We start from the raw sequence: 17,061 nt of genomic DNA, 5'->3' as shown, positions 1-17,061 counted from the left end.
GCCTACCGGAACGGAAGCGCTTGTTTTTTTCAAAATAATTTAGATGCCCGTACTTGGTGAAGCTGACTCGTCAAATTGCGAAATAGATTTTCGTCTCGGCGATCGAGTGCTTTATCGATTTCAATCAATAGTCGCTCCTCTTCAAATTGGGCAACCGAGGCTTGAATGACCGTCTGGGCAGAGGAAGAAACTTCATCCTTCACTTCTGCCACCGGCTCAAACGGATTCTGTTCCACGATATCGATCCAGTTCTCGTCAATCATCATGCCCTGGAAGTTCAATTCCACATAGATCGGCCCATCGTGCAGACGGATGTCGTGATAAGCCTTCTCAGGATTCATGGTCACAAGGTCTCCCCGTCGATATCGAAACGGTTCACCGTCAAATCCGTACGCCGTCATTACAAGACTTCGCGGCGAGACCGAGGCGTTCGTGACGAAATGAACGTTGCCAAGCTTATCGGGATGTCTCAACCAATAGTCAAGAATCCACTTTGCTTCACGTTTCCGAAGTGTATGATGAGCGACAAATCGCTTCAAAAAATTCCGTTTCCGCTCGACCATCTGACCTCATTCCCTTCCCTTTATCATTCTACGTCATCAGACAATTGTTCGAGCTGGTCTTCGAGCACTTGGCGATCTTCAAGGTCGACCACCAATGCAAGCGATTGCTCGACCACACGTCGCGCGTCTTGTCTACGACCTTCCTCTATCAACAGTGTAGCCCATTCTGTCACAAATGACACGTCCTCTTTCATCATCGGCTCAATCGAGGCATACAAACTGACTGCTTCTTCATATTCTTCAAGCTCATATTTCGCTTTCGCCTTGTACCAAGTCATAAGCGGCGATGTCGCATGATCTTCAAGTGCATCTATTGTTTCGAGGACGTCATCGATTTCTCCTGCTTCGAATAAAATCGATAAGATCAATTCTGTCGCTTGTAGCGATTCCGGATTCAAAACGAGTGCTTCCCGAAGCTCTTTAATGGCCCCTTCACGGTTTCCGAGTTTGAGGAGCAATTTCGCTTTGACGTGACGAAGTTCGTCATTATAGTCGTCGCGCGTGATTCCTTGGTCTACGATTTCAAGCGCTTCTTCCGTCTGTCCAAGCGCGTCTAATGCTTCGGTGTACGGGAGATAGAGCGACGTAAAGTCCGGGTCCATTGCCTGAAGCTCTTTAAATTGCTTGATAGCGACTTCCTCTCGCCCGATCCGGTGAGCTGTCATGGCATGTCCAAAGACAGTATTTAAATCGCGATGTGTTGCTTTTTCATACTCTTCAAGCGCCTCTTCGAATGATCCGACCATCGTGAGTGCTTCCGCATAATCCGCTTGGTAATCAATTTCAGCCGGTAATTTCATTTTCGGAAGTCGCGCATAAAGCGGAATGGCTTGTTCAAACGAACCAGTCGATGCATACAATTCCGCTAACCCGTAAATGAGTAACGGTTCGTCCGGGTTCTTTTCAAGTGCTTCCATCAGTTTTTTCACGGCTACTTCATCGAGCCCTTGAGATTGATACAAATCTGCTAACAAGACGAGACTTCTCACTTGCGTCTCGGCGTCATCTGACTTGATCTTCTCTAACACTGCAATCGCCTCTTCTTCGCGGTCACTGTCTAAATATGCCTCCGCGAGTGAGAGAGCGACGTTCGGGTCCCCTTCGTAGTCGACGTATAATTTTGATAGGACGTCGGTCGCACGGTCGGCAAGACCAAGTTCTAAATACAAGTCGGCGATTGCGAGGCGATCGTCATCGGACCCTTCTTTTTCAAGTTCTTCTATATGCGCAAGAGCATGTTCAGTCTCTCCTGATTCAAGCATCTCGATTATATGTGTTAGTGCTGCTTCATCTAGCATGTTTCGTCCTCCTGGCCTTCGGTTTGTCGTTATTCTATCTCACGCTGAATCCGTTGTAAATCTTGACGGAATTCGGGATAGCTGACATCGGACGCATCGATGCCTTCAATTTGGATGGTATCCTCTGTGACGAGTGATGCGATTTGTAACATCATCGACAGACGATGGTCACCATATGTTGAGACGTTTCCGCCATGAAGACGACTCGGTTTTACGATAAATCCGTCCTCTCTTCCAACGATGTCCACGCCTAGTTTACGTAACTCCGAGACGACCACGTCAATCCGATCGGTCTCTTTCACTCTCAGTTCCGCTGCGTCTTTCACGATGGATGGTGAATTCGCCTGTGAGGCGACGAGCGCAAATAACGGTAATTCATCGATTTGCGACGGGATCATTTCCCCTTCGACGACCGTACCAGACAGCTCACTCGACGTCACGGTAACATCGCCGACCACTTCCTCACCGACAGTTCGTTCATTGGAAATGACAACACTCGCACCCATGCGCTCGAGTGTACGTAAAAATCCGATTCTTGTCTCATTCAAACAGACGTCCGTCGTCGTGACCGAACTGTTCGGTACGATCGCTGCTCCTGCCCAGAAAAAGGCAGCCGATGAAGGGTCTGCTGGCACATCGACCGTCGCGCCGTTCAGACGAGTCGGTTCAATGCGAATCACACGTATCCTTTCTTCTTCATCAACGGATAGGTTCGCCCCAAAGAGTGGCAACATTCGCTCAGTATGATCTCTAGACAACATCGGCTCACGCACAATTGTCGTTCCTTCAGCACGTAACCCAGCGAGAAGGACCGCCGATTTCACTTGGGCACTCGCAACCGGTAACGTATAGTCGATGGATTGTAGCGTTTTCCCTTCGATCACGAGAGGCGCCACATCTCCTGTTACGGCCGCCCCCATTTCACGTAGTGGTGCTGTGACGCGTCGCATCGGACGTTTCGATAAGGATTCATCGCCCACGAGTTCAAATGAACCATCATATCCAGACAAGAGCCCAAGCAACAAGCGCATCGTCGTCCCCGAGTTCCCACAGTCAAGTCGTGCCGAGCGAGGAGTTTCTACACCCGTAATGACGAGTTCGTCTTGTCGTTCGGTCACGTGTGCTCCGAGTAATTGAATGATGTCGAGTGTCGAACGACAATCGGCACCGAGGAGCGGATGCAATACACGCGTCGTCCCAGTCGCCATCATGCCGAATAAAAGCGCACGATGGGTGATCGATTTATCACTCGGAACACGGATTGTACCGTTTAAACTCATCGTTCCCACCATCCTTTCATCTGTTCAAATGTATGTTGAATCTGCTCTAGCGTTACTGCTTCAACGGCAATCGCGTCACGAAGCAAGACAAATCGGATTTCTCCGTGTCGATTCTTTTTATCACGAGTCATTCTTTCAACGTAATGGTCGAACGGTTTCCAGTCAATCGGCGTGACGTCGTTCATACGGATCCACTCAAACAACCGTCTCGCCCGCGACTCGTCATTCGATAGTAAAAAAGCAAATACCATCCCATGCAAAACCGCTTCACCGTGAGGAATACGATACGCCTCGACAGATTCTAGTGCATGCCCAAACGTATGCCCGAAGTTGAGCCAAGCGCGAATACCTTGTTCCCGCTCATCCGTCTCGACAATCGCTCGTTTCACTTCAATACCGCGAGCGAGCCATGTGATCCAATCTATCTTTACAAGTCCAGTCAGTGCGAAAAACAAGTCGTCCTCGAAAGAGGATTCGAGGACGTAACGTGATAAATACGCATGTTTTAGCAGTTCACCGATGCCACTTCGCACTTCCTGTACCGGCAAGGTTTCAAAACGAGAGACGTTATAATAGACGCCCACCGGTTGATAGAAAGAACCAATCGCATTTTTCGCGAGCGGATGATTGACGGCGACTTTACCTCCGACAGCCGAATCGTGAGCCAAAATCGTCGTCGGGACTTGTATGTAAGGAACACCGCGCATATAGACACTCGCTAAAAATCCAGCTAAATCGCCAACCATCCCGCCACCGAAAGCAATAATCAGGGTGTGACGGTCACATCCGTGCCTCAATCCTTCCGAGACAAGCTGATCGAGCCGCGATAACGACTTCGACGCATCACCGGCTTCGACGACAGACCAAACGACGCGCGAATGAACGTGTTTTAACTTTTCGAGGAACGATTCCCCGTAAAGTGAATCGACATGTTCGTCCGTAATGACCCAGAGCATCGAGGCATGTGACCAATCATTTGTTCCAATCCAACGATCTTCATTGTCGACCACGACGTTGTACGGGGTCGATGCTGTTATCGGAATGGTCACCATACACGCAACTCCTCCCGATATTCATCGACCCGACGTTTGATTCGTTCCATCGTATCGTGACCGAACGTCTCACATACTTCCTTCGCAATTTCGAACGCGATGACCGCCTCGACGACGAGTGATGCTGCAGGAACAGCACATGAGTCACTCCGTTCAATTTGAGCGAGGAACGCCTCTTTCGTATCAATATCGACCGATTGAAGTGGTTTATAGAGCGTCGGGATCGGTTTCATGACCGCTGAACAGAGGATCGGCATTCCCGTTGTCATCCCGCCTTCAAAGCCCCCGAGGTGATTACTGAGTCGCGTATACCCGTCGTCACCGTAAGCAATCGGGTCCATCACTTCTGATCCAGGTCGATATGCCATGTCAAAACCGTCTCCGAACTCCACACCTTTAAATGCGTTGACACTCATGACAGCCTGCGCAATTTTCGCATCCAGTTTCCGGTCGTATTGCACGTAGGAACCAAGTCCAGGAACGACACCATGCACTTCCGTACAGACGATGCCGCCAATCGAGTCTCCGTTTGACTTCGCTTCATCGATGCGACGCATCATTCGCTCGGCGGCTACCTCGTCAAGCGTTCGGACAGGTGAAGCATCGATGATTTCTTTTGCTTCTTGAAGTGATGCGAACGCACGCGTTTCCGCCTCTTCCCCGCCGATTACTTTTACATAACTGAAGAGGGACACCCCGACTTGTTCGAGCAACTGTTTACAGAAGGCACCGACCGCGACACGTGCAGCCGTCTCCCTTGCACTCGAGCGTTCCAAGACGTCACGTAAATCACGATGGTCATATTTCATCCCACCGACCAAGTCGGCATGACCTGGTCTCGGCCGCGAGACACGTCGTTTGACTTCGAGGTCGTCATCGATCGGTTCGGCTTGCATGACGTGCTTCCAATGGGTATGATCTTTATTCTCAATCCAAAATGTAATCGGAGCACCTGTTGTCTTACCGTGTCGTATACCTGAACGAACATCTACCTGGTCTGATTCGATTTGCATGCGACGTCCTCGTCCATATCCAGACTGACGCTTTTTCAATTCTATGTTGATTTGATCTAAATCTATAGCTAGACCGGCAGGGGCACCTTCAATGATGACCGTCAGTCCCGGACCATGTGATTCACCAGCTGTCAAATAGCGCATCCGCTCACCTCATCCATCTATTTTTTCGTAAAAGAAACTTTGTTTCATCGCATACCCGTAACGCTTCGGCTGGAAGATTTGTTCCGTTCCACCGACGAATAAAATCCCTCCTGGGCGAAGTGCACGTTGAAACGAGGTATATACTTTTTCTTTTGCTTCTTCCGTGAAGTAAATCAATACGTTCCGACAGACAATTAAATCAAAGTTACGTTCATACACATCTGCCAACAAATTATGTTTTTTGAACGTTACCAGTTGTTTGATTTCATCTGAAATGAAATAATCGTCTCCACGACGCGTGAAGTAACGGTTTTTAAACTCATCTGGTAAGTCGATGAGTGCACGTTCGTGATACTTCCCTTGTTTCGCCTTTTCGATGACAATGTCATCTAAATCAGTGGCCATAATTGAAAATTGAGAAGGCGCTAGATGTTTGGACAATAACATGGCGAGAGAATAGGGTTCCTCTCCTGTCGAGCACGCCGCACTCCATACACGAAGTTTGCCTTGACCCGAACGAATCAAGTGAGGCAATATATCCTCCTCGAGCTGTTGCCATCGCATCGGATTACGATAAAACTCACTCACGTTGATGGTCATCCGATCAAGGAACTCCTCATATAGCTGACGATCTGTGTCCATTGCCTTTAAATACTCTAGAAACGACGCATAACCCTTCTTCTCGCGCAAGGCGACCATCCGACGCTTCATTTGCGCCTCTTTATATAAATTCAAGTCAATTCCAGACTTGATATAAAACTTTTTTACGAAGATGGCATAATCATTCATCACCAATTTCAACCTCAATTCTCTCTCATTTCCTCTTTCTACTGACCACTTGGTTTTGAAGGGAACCAAAAAGGGACAGGTTTCCCCGTCCCTCGATTCGTCATGAAACGTGTGAGGCAACTCCTGCGAACCAAAGTGCCAATTCGCGTTCCGCGCTGTCCACACTATCAGAACCATGAATCACGTTTTGTGACATCGTCGATGCAAAATCACCACGAATTGTTCCTGGTTGTGCATCTAGTGGTTTTGTCTTCCCAATCATGAGACGAGAGACGGCGACGATGTCTTCCCCTTCCCATTCCATCGCGACGACCGGACCAGAAGTCAAAAACTCTACCAATTCACCAAAGAACGGTTTTTCTTTATGCTCTGCGTAGTGTGCCTCTGCGACCTCAACTGACGGAGTCACCATTTCGAGACGGTTCAACGTATATCCTTTGTTTTCAAAGCGTGAGATGATTTCCCCAATCAATCCACGTTTAACCCCATCCGGTTTAACCATTAAAAATGTCTTTTCCATTCCCCAAATCCCCCTAAGTCAATAAATGTGTACGATGTACGTATTTAGTGTACACGCTCCAGCACTTTTTTGAAAGGGGTTACATGGGCAATTACCATTTGCGCTTCCCGATATATTGTGCGATTTCAATCAACGATCGCTTGTCAGGGACATCCGGCAACCCATCAAGTCGATGAATAGCACGTTCGACGTATCGGTCAATTGTACGTTGGCTACGTTCTAACGTCCCATTTCGTTGCACTTCACGGACGAGTGACTTCGTCATATCCGTGTCTGTCGAGGCGTTCACCTGACGAAGACGTTCATAAAAAGTTGGGTCCTCCGATGAATAGAAAAGCGGTAATGTTTTATGACCGTGTCTTAAATCTTCTCCGACCGGTTTGCCGAGTTGGAAACTCTTAGCTGTAAAGTCTAGTAAATCATCCGTCATTTGGAATGCCATCCCGATGTCATATCCGAATAGACTTAGCTGTTTGACGACTTGAGGAGAAGCTCCTGAAATGACAGCGCCTGCTGCACAACTCGTTTCAATCAGAAGGGCAGTCTTTCGTGCTATCCGATCTAAATATCGCTTAGGCGACTGACCCCATTCGTATTGATCCTGAATTTGATTGATTTCACCGACACAAATCCGCTCCATCGTATCCGCCATGATTCGCATCACTTCGGGGGACTCGATTTCGGAGACGAGACGAATCGCCTCTCCGAATAGTGTATTTCCGGTATACATCGCAACGGTCTCATCATAACGCTCCATGACGGTCGGTTTCCCCCTACGGAGCATCGCATCATCGATGACATCGTCATGAACGAGTGATGCCATGTGAATCAATTCAAGACTTGAGGCAACTTTCGTCAAACGGATATCCTTCGTATCACCGAATCCTGCGCTTAATAAAACAAATGCCGGTCGGATGCGTTTACCACCAGCATCAAGTAGTTGGCGAGATGCCGATTCAATAACAGGGTGGTCCGTCCTGACTCGACTAGATAGAAATTGATCAATTTGATCAATTTCTCGGTTCATATGACGATAAAGTCGCTTCAAAGACATGTTTCACCACTTCTTTCCTAGATGCATGGCACATGCACCTCCGGAGAATGTCTTTACTTCGACTTGTTCGAACCCGGCATCTTCAAACATACGTTTGAGCGTCAAACGGTCTGGGAACTGGTCGGTCGATTCTTGTAACCATTTGTATTGATCGTATGAACCGGCGAATACTTTACCGAATAAAGGCATGACTGTCCCAAAATAGAAGCGGTACAATTCTTTGAAAAGCGGTGCCGTCGGTTGACTCGTTTCAAGACAAACGACCGTCCCACCTGGTTTTAAGACGCGATGCATTTCACGTAAAACCGTCATGTAGTCCGGAACGTTTCGAAGTCCGAAGCCGATTGTGACGTAATCGAACGAATTGTCTCCAAACGGCAACGCCATCGCATTACCATGGAGTAACTCGATTGTCGGCAACGACTTCACTTTTTCTTCTCCCACTTTCAGCATGTTCTCTGAAAAGTCGAGACCTTTGACGACTCCTGTGTTTCCTGCAGCTTCCGCCAATTGAATTGTCCAGTCAGCTGTCCCGCAACAAACATCTAGACATTTAGCCCCCGGAAAGACGTTCATTTTCTTCATCGTTGTCCGTCGCCACCACTTGTGAAGTCGGAAGCTGATAATCGAGTTCATCGTATCGTAGCTCGGAGAAATGGACTGAAATACTTCGTATACTTTTTGCTCTTTTTCTATCGGTTGCAACGTGTAACATCCTTTCCGTTCTAAGCGACCGCGTGCGCGAGCAACTTCGTGAGCTGCTCCTTTTGGTCTTGTCTGAGCGCTGTCGCTTTCTTATCAATCATTCGTTTCCCACTTGTTGTCAAATAAGGTTGTTCGATCAGCTCGGAAAGTGTTTGAATCAATCCGACGTTCGCTTCGAGCCAAATGTTCATCGAGACGTTTTTCTCGAGCAGTAATGTACACTTCGCCGCATTGACGCGTTGTACAGACTGTCCGAATCGGTCACTATATGACGCTGGAAAAGCCGTCAAGATTTTATAAAACTGAGCCGAGGCAAAGTCACCTGCGAGCACTTTTAATTGGCGCTCTAGCGACCCTTTCGGACTGCTGTTCACTTGATCATGCAATTCGAGCGCTTGATGTGCGAAATAGGTTGCCATCACGAGTTGTCGATGCTCAATCGATTCCAAATCAATCATCTCGACCATCCAACGAAGCAACAGCATGTCGACCGTTGGGACAACCTCGTGTTTCGTCAAATAGGGATGATTCATACGTTGTTCGATTTGACGAGCAAGGTCTGTGACAACGAATTCATTTGTCAACTGTTCCATGCTATCCCCCCTCGTCCACTTCATTGTCATTCTGACATAGTATAGCACATTTTTGTCACATTCACGTCATTCGAACTCGCAAACCCAACAAAAAAAGCCGCCATTCGGCGACTTATGTATTGCAGATTACTTGACCGCATCTTTGAGCGCTTTACCTGCTTTGAATGCAGGAACTTTGCTCGCTGGGATTTCGATATCTTCTTTTGTACGTGGGTTGCGACCTTTACGGGCAGCACGCTCACGAACTTCAAAAGTACCAAAACCGATCAATTGAATTTTCTCACCGTTTTGGAGTGCTTCAGTGATAGATTCGAATGTAGCTTCTACAACTACTGTAGCTTCTTTTTTCGAAACGTTTGCTTTCTCCGCTACTGCTTGGATCAATTCAGTTTTGTTCATCACGATTCACCTCCTCTCACTAGGAGTTTACGGGATTAATCATATCGTACAAACGTTGATATGACAACATTTTTTGCATGATTTCACGACATTCACCTTCAAAACAAGCTCAGTTGTTTAAAAAAACGACTTCCCCTTGTTCATCTATTGTATAGCCTTGTGAATAAGCAGGGGCGAATGGAGCGTCTTCATACAGCAAATAACGAATGTCTTCGCCGATTACTGGCGACTCATCCGTATTTTGAAGCGCTTCCTTCACGTCTTCTCGATAGTCCACAAATAATTGTCCGGTGCCGTCCACATAGATCGGGAGCTCACGGTCCGAGTAAGGACTCGGGATAACCGGTTCCTCTGTGACAAAAAGTTTATCGTAGTCAAGCGTGAACTGATTCTTTCCGAGTGACCCATCGAACGGGAACTTCCCTTCTTTCGCTCGAAACGCGGTGATATTTGTTTGAAGTTGCTGTAGCCGTTCCGATACGCGTAAATCAATCAATTTGACGGTCGGTTCCGTTTCGACATCTACGAGAATGTATTGGAACAACCCACCGCCTTCGAAACTATTTGCAGGAGGGTCGGCTAGATATCCTGGTACGAGTCGAGCAAACTCGATTGGATAGCGTTCCATAAGTGGCGTTTCCGCAGGTTTTGTTTTGATTGGTAAGACGCCAGATTGTTCACGATATGCATCGACCGCACTTTGCACGGTGTTCAACTGATCCTCATATGGAATATTGTTGCCCCGTTCCGAATCCGGAAACATACATCCTGCCAACAAAGTCGTCAGCGCCAAGCTGACAGCAATGATACTTTTTTTCATGGTCTATCCTCCCGTCGGTCCTGAGACGACGACAAAAATCATAATAACTGTTCCAAATAAGAAAATGATGAACGCAATCAGGCGCACAAGCGTCGCAAACCATCCGGTCAGTTTCGTGTGACTGATGGCGACCATCAAAGCAGCAACGGCAAAAGCACCGATCCCTGCAAATGAAATCCACATTTTGATGAGTGACGGTGTCACGTCTATCCCCCTACTTTCTCTATGTTCTCCAGACTTCAAGTGTAGCAAAAAAAAGCGAGGAACTGAACGAAAACGTCAGTTCCTCCCTGAAGTATTATTCTTCAAAATGAAACACTTGTTCCATCTCATGCTTTTGTGGGCGTCTCATGAGTTTTTTCACTTCATCATGAGGACTCTTGCCTTCGAACAACACGTTATAGAGTGCTTCTGTGATTGGCATCTCGACTCCCGCCTCTTTCGCAAGAGAGTGTGCTGCCTCACAAGCGCGGACACCTTCAACGACCATTCCCATGTTTCCAAGAACGTCTTCAAGCTTTTCACCGCGTCCGATTGCATTTCCGGCCCGCCAGTTTCGGCTATGTTGTGACGTCGCCGTCACAATCAAGTCACCGATTCCAGTCAATCCTGAGAAAGAAGCTGGATTCGCTCCAAGTTTCACCCCAAGACGGGCGATTTCAACAATCCCGCGGGTCATGAGCGCAGCTTTCGCATTGTCCCCATAACCAAGCCCGTCGGTCATACCTGCCGCAAGGGCAATAATATTTTTAAGCGCCCCACCGTACTCGGCACCAACGACATCCGAGTTTAAGTAAACACGGAATTGATCGTTAGTGAGTAGCTCCTGCACTTCGTCAGCGACATCAAGGTCCTCACAAGCGATCGTGATGGTCGTCGGTTTACGTACAGCGACTTCTTCTGCGTGAGTCGGACCGGTCAAGACACCGATTGCGCGACGCTTCGATGGATCGATTTCTTCCGCGATGATCTCCGAAAGACGCTTATGCGTTTTCGGTTCGATTCCTTTTGCGGCATGAACGATGGTGACCGGTTCCTTCAACAGCGTGTTCAACTGTTTTGAGACAGGACGAATCGCCGAGCTTGGAACGACGAGGAAGATGATGCTACGTCCGTCGAGTGCTTCGTTCAAATCCGTCGTGGCGCGAATCGATTCCGGTAACGGTGCATCTTTTAAATAAAACGAGTTCGTGTGCGACGAATTGATTTCATCCACGTGTTCTTGTTCACGTCCATAGAGCAGGACGTCATGACCATTGTCCGCTAATACGAGCGAGATGGCCGTTCCCCAACTTCCCGCTCCGATGACAGCTACGTTTGCCATAAGTGGCACCCCCGTTATTAGTTTTTCTGACGAGCCACGATATGAATCGGCGTCCCGGTGAAGTCAAATGCTTTACGAATTTGATTATCTAAATAACGTTTATACGAGAAATGCAACAACTCAGGGTCATTGACGAACAATACGAACGTCGGCGGCTCGATCGCAACTTGAGTCGCGTAGTTGATCTTCAAGCGTTGCCCTTTATCAGTCGGTGTCGGGTTCATCGCGACCGCATCGACGATGACGTCGTTCAATACGCTCGTCGAGATGCGACGGCGATGTGTTTCTGCCACTTGTTTGATGACAGGCAATAATGTCTGCAACCGTTTCGACGTAAGTGCTGACAAGAAGACAATCGGTGCATAATCAAGGAATAAGAATTCTTGACGAATCTTCTCTTCCATCTTCTTCATCGTCTTATCATCTTTTTCGACTGCATCCCACTTGTTGACGACGATGACAATCGCTTTCCCGGCTTCATGCGCGAGACCGGCAACACGTTTATCTTGTTCGATAATCCCTTCCTCACCGTCGAGGACGACGAGAACGACGTTCGAACGTTCGATTGCCTTTTGAGCGCGCATGACGCTATATCGTTCCGTCGATTCATATACTTTTCCGCGTTTACGCATACCTGCCGTATCGATGATGACGTACTCTTGACCGTCACGTGTGAACGGTGTATCAATCGCGTCACGCGTCGTTCCGGCGATATTCGAGACGATGACACGGTCTTCTCCAAGAATCGAGTTCGTCAAACTAGACTTCCCGACGTTCGGGCGCCCGATTAACGAGAACTGAATGACATCTTCGTTATATTCAAATTCATCCTTTTCAGGGGCGAGTTCGAATACTTGATCCAACAAGTCTCCAAGACCCAAACCGTGTGTACCCGAGATTGGGAACGGGTCACCGAATCCGAGTGAATAAAATTCATACATGAGATCTCGCATTTCAAAGTTATCCACTTTGTTGACGGCAAGAACGATTGGTTTGTTCGAACGGAACAACAAGTTCGCTACTTCTTCATCAGCTGCCGTGATCCCTTCACGACCGTTCACCATAAAGATGATGACATCTGCTTCATCGATGGCGAGTTCAGCCTGATGACGCATTTGAACGAGCAACGGCTCGTCCCCTACTTCAATCCCACCTGTATCAATCAAATGGAACTTACGGTTTAACCACTCTCCTGTGCCGTAAATACGGTCACGTGTGACACCCGGTTTATCATCGACGATCGAGACACGATCTCCGATGATGCGGTTAAAAATTGTGGATTTCCCGATATTCGGACGGCCAACGATGGCCACTGCTGGAATTCCCATAAAAACACCTCACTAATCTTTCTATCAAAATTTCATCATTTCAACATTTCGAAACGCAACTCACCTATCATATCACAGGCAAAATTAAGTGACCATACAAAAAGAAGCGGGAGCATGACTCCCGCTTGAACGATCATCTTATTTAGAGTCGTCCGAAGAGTCATCACCTGTCAATTCAGAGACAGAGAATCCTCCTTGGTCGCTATATTCGTCGAGTAATGCTTGATCATCATCTTGACGAGTCGGTTCAGATGATTCGAGTGCACGCATCGACAATGAGATTTTCTTATCATCGAGATGAACGTCTAACACTTTCACCTTCACTTCTTGACCTTCTGATAACACTTCAGATGGCGTCGCGATGTGACGGTTCGCAATTTGCGAAATATGAAGGAGACCTTCCACTTGCGGTGCAACCTCAACGAACGCACCGAACGTCACGAGACGTTTGACGGTTCCTTCGATCACATCACCTGGTTGAATCTGCCCTTCAATCGTCTCCCATGGGCCAGGCTGTGTTTCTTTAATTGAGAGCTTCACTTTTTCATTATCTAAGTCGAGACCAAGGACTTTCACTTTGACGCGGTCGCCTTCAGTCACAACATCACTTGGCTTCTCGACACGGCTATGCGCCATTTCTGAGATGTGGACGAGTCCATCCACACCACCGATGTCAACGAACGCACCGAAGTCTGTCAAACGTTGAACCGTTCCTTCGATTACTTGACCGACTTCAAGTGATTCAAGCGTCTCAGATTTCTTCGCGCTCATCTCTGCTTCGACAACTGCTTTATGTGACAAGATGACGCGATTTTTCTCGCGATCGATCTCGACGACTTTTACGGTAATTGGTTTGTTCAAGTATGACGAGAAGTCTTCTACGAAGTGACTTTCGACAAGAGATGCCGGGATAAATCCACGGATTCCAATATCGACGACAAGACCACCTTTGACCTTATCTTTCACCATCACTTCAAACACTTCACCCGATTCGAATTTTTCGACGATTCGATCCCATGCTGCCTCGGCATCAACGTCTTTTTTCGAAACGACCACTTCTTCGTCCGTGACTTTTTTAACTTTGACACGAATCTCGTCGTTCACTTGGAGTGATTCGTTTAAATCGTCTAGATGCATGCTTGATACTTCGCTAATTGGCAAAATCGCTTCGGTCTTATAACCGATATCGATCAGCGCTTGCTTGTCCTCGATTTTGACGACTGTTCCGGTCACAATCTGACCACGATTAATTTCAAAATCAGGCATATCTTTCATTTCTTCGACCATTCCAACACTACCCCCTCACGATGAGTACAAAAAGGAGCGCCATGAGGCGCTTACACCTAGTATAAATCTCTTATAATTCCGAGAATTTGTCAAGGCGTTATGAAGATTGTACCTCTATTGAAAGAAGTTTAAACCTCAATTCCCGAGTCCCGTGATTACTTCGTGAATGAATGTGTCAAATAAAGGTCGGCGATCGTATCCATGATTAAGTCGGCCGCCTCTTGTGCGCTCGCCTTACGTTCTTTCAAAGGAGTCAAATCAATCGGTTTCCCAATCACGACACGCAATTTCGTACGGAACTTATATTTACCAATGATGGCAATCGGTAAAATATGCGCATCCGAACGCATCGCAAAGAAACCAACGCCAGCTTGAGCCTTTCCTAATGTCCCGTCTTTAGAACGTGTACCTTCAGGAAAAATCGAAATGACCTCTTCTTCTTTCAGCTTTTGAAGAACGACTCGTAGCGCCTGACGGTCACCTTCCCCTCGTGATACCGGAATCTGTCCCGCTCGGTTCAAAATATGCTTCAGTACGGGAACACTAAATAATTCCTTTTTAGCAAAGAATCGCAATGGACGCTCTTTTGGAATCGCACATGCAAGAAGGACCGGGTCCCAGTTTGACTGGTGATTCGAACAAACGAGGATTGACCCATCTTTCGGGACATGCTCGCGTCCGATGAACTCGACACGGAACGATATACGTTGGATGATGTTGACGACGCCTCTCGCCATCCGATACATTCCAAACGGACCATTGTTCAACGGCTTACTCATGCTTTCACCTCTTCAATTAATCGTTCAATCGCTAAGACGACCCCATCAATGGATAACGTCGTCGTATCAAGATAATGGGCATCTTCCGCTTGACGGAGAGGAGCGACTTCGCGTTCTGAATCTCGTTTGTCGCGAAGGGCGATCTCTTCTTTCAATTGCTCGTAATCGCTAGGGATTCCTTTTGATACGTTTTCCTCGTGACGGCGGCGTGCTCGTTCTTCGACAGACGCGGTCATGAATACTTTCAAATCAGCGTTCGGTAACACGTGTGTGCCGATATCGCGTCCATCCATGACGACACCGCCATGTTTTGCTAAATCGCGTTGTAAATCCATCAACGCATCCCGCACTTCCGGTTGACGTGCGACAAAACTGACATTATTCGTCACTTCACTCGAGCGAATGACGTCGGTCACTTCCTCGTCACCATCAAATACACGTTGCCCTTCGTCTGACGGAACGAGACGGATTGACATGTTCTCAATCATCTTCGCAAGAGCTGGACCATCTTCAAGGTTGACCCCTTCGTTTAACGCGCGGTATGTGACCGCTCGATAAATCGCTCCTGTATCAATATAGACATAGCCTAATTGTTTCGCCAGCGATTTGGCGATTGTACTTTTCCCGGCACCAGCCGGTCCATCTAAAGCAATTTGTAACGATGTTTTCATACAAAACGGGTATCGAGTGCGCCCGATACCCTCCTCCTCTCGGTCTATAATCCCGAGAACATCATAACAGTTTTTTATCTTGAAGAAAATACAGACCCTGTCCGTTTACGAGCTTCGAGTTGAACGCGGAAGCAGTATCGTAAAATCGTTTCTTGGTCACGAGGCGTCAAATCCTCAAAAGCTAAAGAAAGTTCTTGCTTCACTTCTTGCTTATGTATCCGTACGAGTCGACTCTTCACTCGAAAGAGCTTTGGTGACCCCTGCTCGTCTTCAATTCGGAAAACGACGATGAGCGATTCATCCACTTCAATCGGGGCACGATTCGCAATGATTTTCATTCCGCCAGCTGATACGTCAAGCGACGTCGTCTCGAATGATTCGAAGTCCGCCCCGTCAGCCGCAACGACTGTCACGTCAATCATTTCAGGGACGCGCAAATATTCCCGCCGTTGAATCCGTTTGATCTTTTTCTCATCCGGCATTTTGAACGCATAGCGAATCGTCATCTGCGCATCGCTGATTCGTTTCACAACTTTCGTATCGAATGCAAATAATTGGTTATCCCCTTTGAAGAAGTAGACTCGCATCTCCTCCTCTTCATGTAAAAAGAACGTTTTGAGCGTCGTCATGTCACTTGGAGATTCGATCCAAACCACTTGGTCCACGATGGCAGCAATTTTAGTTTTCCCCTCGTTGCGTCCTTCTACTTCAATTCTTAATTCTTGTCCTTCTTTCAGCATTAGCATGTTCCCCTTTATTTAAATTGACGACGATTGGACAGGTTGGCAGCTCGAACGAGTAATAGAGCCACCATCCATAAAATGACGATATAGAGCACGGCTGGCAACTTATGATCCGGTTCTAAAATTAAAATCAAATCAAACGTCCCATGGATGACCGTCGCAGAGAAGATCGCCATAAACAGCCACACCCGCTCACGTGCCGAATGTTTGGCTCGTCCCAAACAATAACCCATGACGACCGCAAACAATGCATGCCCGCTCACCGGCAAGATGGCCCGCCAAATGGCGATTTCTAATGAATCGTACACCCATAAGTATAAAAAATTCTCCAACGTCGCGAAGCCTAATGAGCAGGCGACCGCATAGAGAATCCCGTCGTAGTAATCATCAAAGACTTTATGTATATATATTGTATAATAAATCATAAACCATTTAAAAAACTCTTCGAGTAAGGCAGTGGTGACATATGCCTGCCAAAACGGCCCAGTCAGCACCCCTTCTTCAACGAACGCATATTGGATAAACATGATCGGGAAAACGAGAACGGCCCCGGCCACGAAAGAACGAATCACATATCCGAGCGGTTCTGCTTCCAATTCATGGCGAAGATAGAAGTAGGAAAGAAGGGCAAGCCCTGGTGCAACCGCAGACAAGGCGATTGCGATCATGACGCATCTCTCCTTTCTCTCATTAGCATAC

At 47.5% G+C, this 17,061-nt stretch carries 20 protein-coding genes; all 20 read right to left on the bottom strand.

Annotated elements, in window-relative coordinates; translation table 11 throughout:
- Window positions 1-29: 29 nt before the first annotated feature.
- A complete protein-coding gene (locus KNO75_RS02885; protein WP_214793970.1) occupies window positions 30-563 on the bottom strand; it encodes a ReoY family proteolytic degradation factor in 534 nt (177 codons plus the stop codon).
- 23 nt (window positions 564-586) lie between these two features.
- The gene (locus KNO75_RS02880) at window positions 587-1,861 is read right to left on the bottom strand and encodes a tetratricopeptide repeat protein (RefSeq protein ID WP_214819697.1); all 1,275 of its coding nucleotides are present in this window, start codon (window positions 1,859-1,861) and stop codon (window positions 587-589) included.
- A 29-nt stretch (window positions 1,862-1,890) separates the two neighbouring features.
- Window positions 1,891-3,141, bottom strand: a complete 1,251-nt coding sequence (aroA, locus tag KNO75_RS02875; protein WP_214819694.1) for a 3-phosphoshikimate 1-carboxyvinyltransferase — start codon at window positions 3,139-3,141, stop codon at window positions 1,891-1,893.
- A complete protein-coding gene (locus KNO75_RS02870) occupies window positions 3,138-4,193 on the bottom strand; it encodes a 3-dehydroquinate synthase (RefSeq protein ID WP_214819693.1) in 1,056 nt (351 codons plus the stop codon). Before KNO75_RS02870 ends, aroA begins: the two co-directional genes overlap by 4 nt.
- Complete coding sequence (aroC, locus tag KNO75_RS02865) at window positions 4,187-5,350, bottom strand: chorismate synthase (protein WP_214819691.1); 1,164 nt, start codon at window positions 5,348-5,350, stop codon at window positions 4,187-4,189. Before aroC ends, KNO75_RS02870 begins: the two co-directional genes overlap by 7 nt.
- 9 nt (window positions 5,351-5,359) lie before the next feature.
- Window positions 5,360-6,139 carry a CheR family methyltransferase gene (locus KNO75_RS02860; protein ID WP_214819689.1) on the bottom strand — a complete coding sequence of 260 codons (780 nt, stop codon included), beginning with the start codon at window positions 6,137-6,139 and terminating at the stop codon, window positions 5,360-5,362.
- A gap of 100 nt (window positions 6,140-6,239) precedes the next feature.
- The gene (gene ndk, locus KNO75_RS02855) at window positions 6,240-6,659 is read right to left on the bottom strand and encodes a nucleoside-diphosphate kinase (RefSeq protein ID WP_214691868.1); all 420 of its coding nucleotides are present in this window, start codon (window positions 6,657-6,659) and stop codon (window positions 6,240-6,242) included.
- Between the two features lie 91 nt (window positions 6,660-6,750).
- Entirely contained in the window at window positions 6,751-7,713 is a 963-nt protein-coding gene (locus tag KNO75_RS02850) for a polyprenyl synthetase family protein (protein ID WP_214819688.1), read from the bottom strand.
- A gap of 3 nt (window positions 7,714-7,716) precedes the next feature.
- Window positions 7,717-8,418 carry a demethylmenaquinone methyltransferase gene (locus KNO75_RS02845; RefSeq protein WP_214793988.1) on the bottom strand — a complete coding sequence of 234 codons (702 nt, stop codon included), beginning with the start codon at window positions 8,416-8,418 and terminating at the stop codon, window positions 7,717-7,719.
- Window positions 8,419-8,438: 20 nt separating this feature from the next.
- The gene (locus tag KNO75_RS02840) at window positions 8,439-9,011 is read right to left on the bottom strand and encodes a heptaprenyl diphosphate synthase component 1 (RefSeq protein WP_214788638.1); all 573 of its coding nucleotides are present in this window, start codon (window positions 9,009-9,011) and stop codon (window positions 8,439-8,441) included.
- A gap of 126 nt (window positions 9,012-9,137) precedes the next feature.
- Window positions 9,138-9,410, bottom strand: a complete 273-nt coding sequence (locus KNO75_RS02835; protein ID WP_074034634.1) for an HU family DNA-binding protein — start codon at window positions 9,408-9,410, stop codon at window positions 9,138-9,140.
- Window positions 9,411-9,519: 109 nt separating this feature from the next.
- Window positions 9,520-10,230, bottom strand: coding sequence for a hypothetical protein (locus KNO75_RS02830; protein ID WP_214788641.1), 711 nt, complete (start codon window positions 10,228-10,230; stop codon window positions 9,520-9,522).
- Window positions 10,231-10,233: 3 nt separating this feature from the next.
- Entirely contained in the window at window positions 10,234-10,434 is a 201-nt protein-coding gene (locus KNO75_RS02825) for a DUF2768 domain-containing protein (protein WP_214788644.1), read from the bottom strand.
- Window positions 10,435-10,528: 94 nt separating this feature from the next.
- Complete coding sequence (locus KNO75_RS02820) at window positions 10,529-11,554, bottom strand: NAD(P)H-dependent glycerol-3-phosphate dehydrogenase (protein ID WP_214793994.1); 1,026 nt, start codon at window positions 11,552-11,554, stop codon at window positions 10,529-10,531.
- Between the two features lie 17 nt (window positions 11,555-11,571).
- Window positions 11,572-12,882: a ribosome biogenesis GTPase Der gene (gene der, locus KNO75_RS02815; RefSeq protein WP_214788650.1), complete on the bottom strand. Its 1,311-nt coding sequence runs from the start codon at window positions 12,880-12,882 to the stop codon at window positions 11,572-11,574.
- Window positions 12,883-13,020: 138 nt separating this feature from the next.
- Entirely contained in the window at window positions 13,021-14,169 is a 1,149-nt protein-coding gene (gene rpsA / locus KNO75_RS02810) for a 30S ribosomal protein S1 (RefSeq protein WP_214793997.1), read from the bottom strand.
- Between the two features lie 155 nt (window positions 14,170-14,324).
- Window positions 14,325-14,948, bottom strand: a complete 624-nt coding sequence (locus KNO75_RS02805) for a lysophospholipid acyltransferase family protein (protein ID WP_214794000.1) — start codon at window positions 14,946-14,948, stop codon at window positions 14,325-14,327.
- The gene (gene cmk, locus KNO75_RS02800; protein ID WP_214794003.1) at window positions 14,945-15,619 is read right to left on the bottom strand and encodes a (d)CMP kinase; all 675 of its coding nucleotides are present in this window, start codon (window positions 15,617-15,619) and stop codon (window positions 14,945-14,947) included. Before cmk ends, KNO75_RS02805 begins: the two co-directional genes overlap by 4 nt.
- 74 nt (window positions 15,620-15,693) lie before the next feature.
- The gene (locus KNO75_RS02795; protein WP_214819687.1) at window positions 15,694-16,359 is read right to left on the bottom strand and encodes a flagellar brake protein; all 666 of its coding nucleotides are present in this window, start codon (window positions 16,357-16,359) and stop codon (window positions 15,694-15,696) included.
- Between the two features lie 14 nt (window positions 16,360-16,373).
- Complete coding sequence (gene prsW / locus KNO75_RS02790) at window positions 16,374-17,030, bottom strand: glutamic-type intramembrane protease PrsW (RefSeq protein WP_214794009.1); 657 nt, start codon at window positions 17,028-17,030, stop codon at window positions 16,374-16,376.
- Window positions 17,031-17,061 lie beyond the last annotated feature (31 nt).

It is taken from the genome of Exiguobacterium sp. s35 (genome assembly GCF_018617535.1).
GTDB classification, from domain to species: domain Bacteria; phylum Bacillota; class Bacilli; order Exiguobacteriales; family Exiguobacteriaceae; genus Exiguobacterium; species Exiguobacterium aestuarii.
Note: the sequence above shows the minus strand (reverse complement) of the source record. Positions and strands in the feature narration are given on the sequence as shown.

Bases quoted from the DNA above. Each gene is read 5' to 3' on its own strand.
- KNO75_RS02880 (WP_214819697.1), bottom strand. From the start codon at position 1,861: ATGCTAGATGAAGCAGCACTAACACATATAATCGAGATGCTTGAATCA.
- der (WP_214788650.1), bottom strand. From the start codon at position 12,882: ATGGGAATTCCAGCAGTGGCCATCGTTGGCCGTCCGAATATCGGGAAA.
- KNO75_RS02830 (WP_214788641.1), bottom strand. From the start codon at position 10,230: ATGAAAAAAAGTATCATTGCTGTCAGCTTGGCGCTGACGACTTTGTTG.
- KNO75_RS02850 (WP_214819688.1), bottom strand. From the start codon at position 7,713: ATGTCTTTGAAGCGACTTTATCGTCATATGAACCGAGAAATTGATCAA.
- KNO75_RS02805 (WP_214794000.1), bottom strand. From the start codon at position 14,948: ATGAGTAAGCCGTTGAACAATGGTCCGTTTGGAATGTATCGGATGGCG.
- rpsA (WP_214793997.1), bottom strand. From the start codon at position 14,169: ATGGTCGAAGAAATGAAAGATATGCCTGATTTTGAAATTAATCGTGGT.
- KNO75_RS02885 (WP_214793970.1), bottom strand. From the start codon at position 563: ATGGTCGAGCGGAAACGGAATTTTTTGAAGCGATTTGTCGCTCATCAT.
- KNO75_RS02795 (WP_214819687.1), bottom strand. From the start codon at position 16,359: ATGCTGAAAGAAGGACAAGAATTAAGAATTGAAGTAGAAGGACGCAAC.
- aroC (WP_214819691.1), bottom strand. From the start codon at position 5,350: ATGCGCTATTTGACAGCTGGTGAATCACATGGTCCGGGACTGACGGTC.
- prsW (WP_214794009.1), bottom strand. From the start codon at position 17,030: ATGATCGCAATCGCCTTGTCTGCGGTTGCACCAGGGCTTGCCCTTCTT.
- KNO75_RS02820 (WP_214793994.1), bottom strand. From the start codon at position 11,554: ATGGCAAACGTAGCTGTCATCGGAGCGGGAAGTTGGGGAACGGCCATC.
- cmk (WP_214794003.1), bottom strand. From the start codon at position 15,619: ATGAAAACATCGTTACAAATTGCTTTAGATGGACCGGCTGGTGCCGGG.
- aroA (WP_214819694.1), bottom strand. From the start codon at position 3,141: ATGAGTTTAAACGGTACAATCCGTGTTCCGAGTGATAAATCGATCACC.
- ndk (WP_214691868.1), bottom strand. From the start codon at position 6,659: ATGGAAAAGACATTTTTAATGGTTAAACCGGATGGGGTTAAACGTGGA.
- KNO75_RS02860 (WP_214819689.1), bottom strand. From the start codon at position 6,139: ATGAATGATTATGCCATCTTCGTAAAAAAGTTTTATATCAAGTCTGGA.
- KNO75_RS02835 (WP_074034634.1), bottom strand. From the start codon at position 9,410: ATGAACAAAACTGAATTGATCCAAGCAGTAGCGGAGAAAGCAAACGTT.
- KNO75_RS02870 (WP_214819693.1), bottom strand. From the start codon at position 4,193: ATGGTGACCATTCCGATAACAGCATCGACCCCGTACAACGTCGTGGTC.
- KNO75_RS02840 (WP_214788638.1), bottom strand. From the start codon at position 9,011: ATGGAACAGTTGACAAATGAATTCGTTGTCACAGACCTTGCTCGTCAA.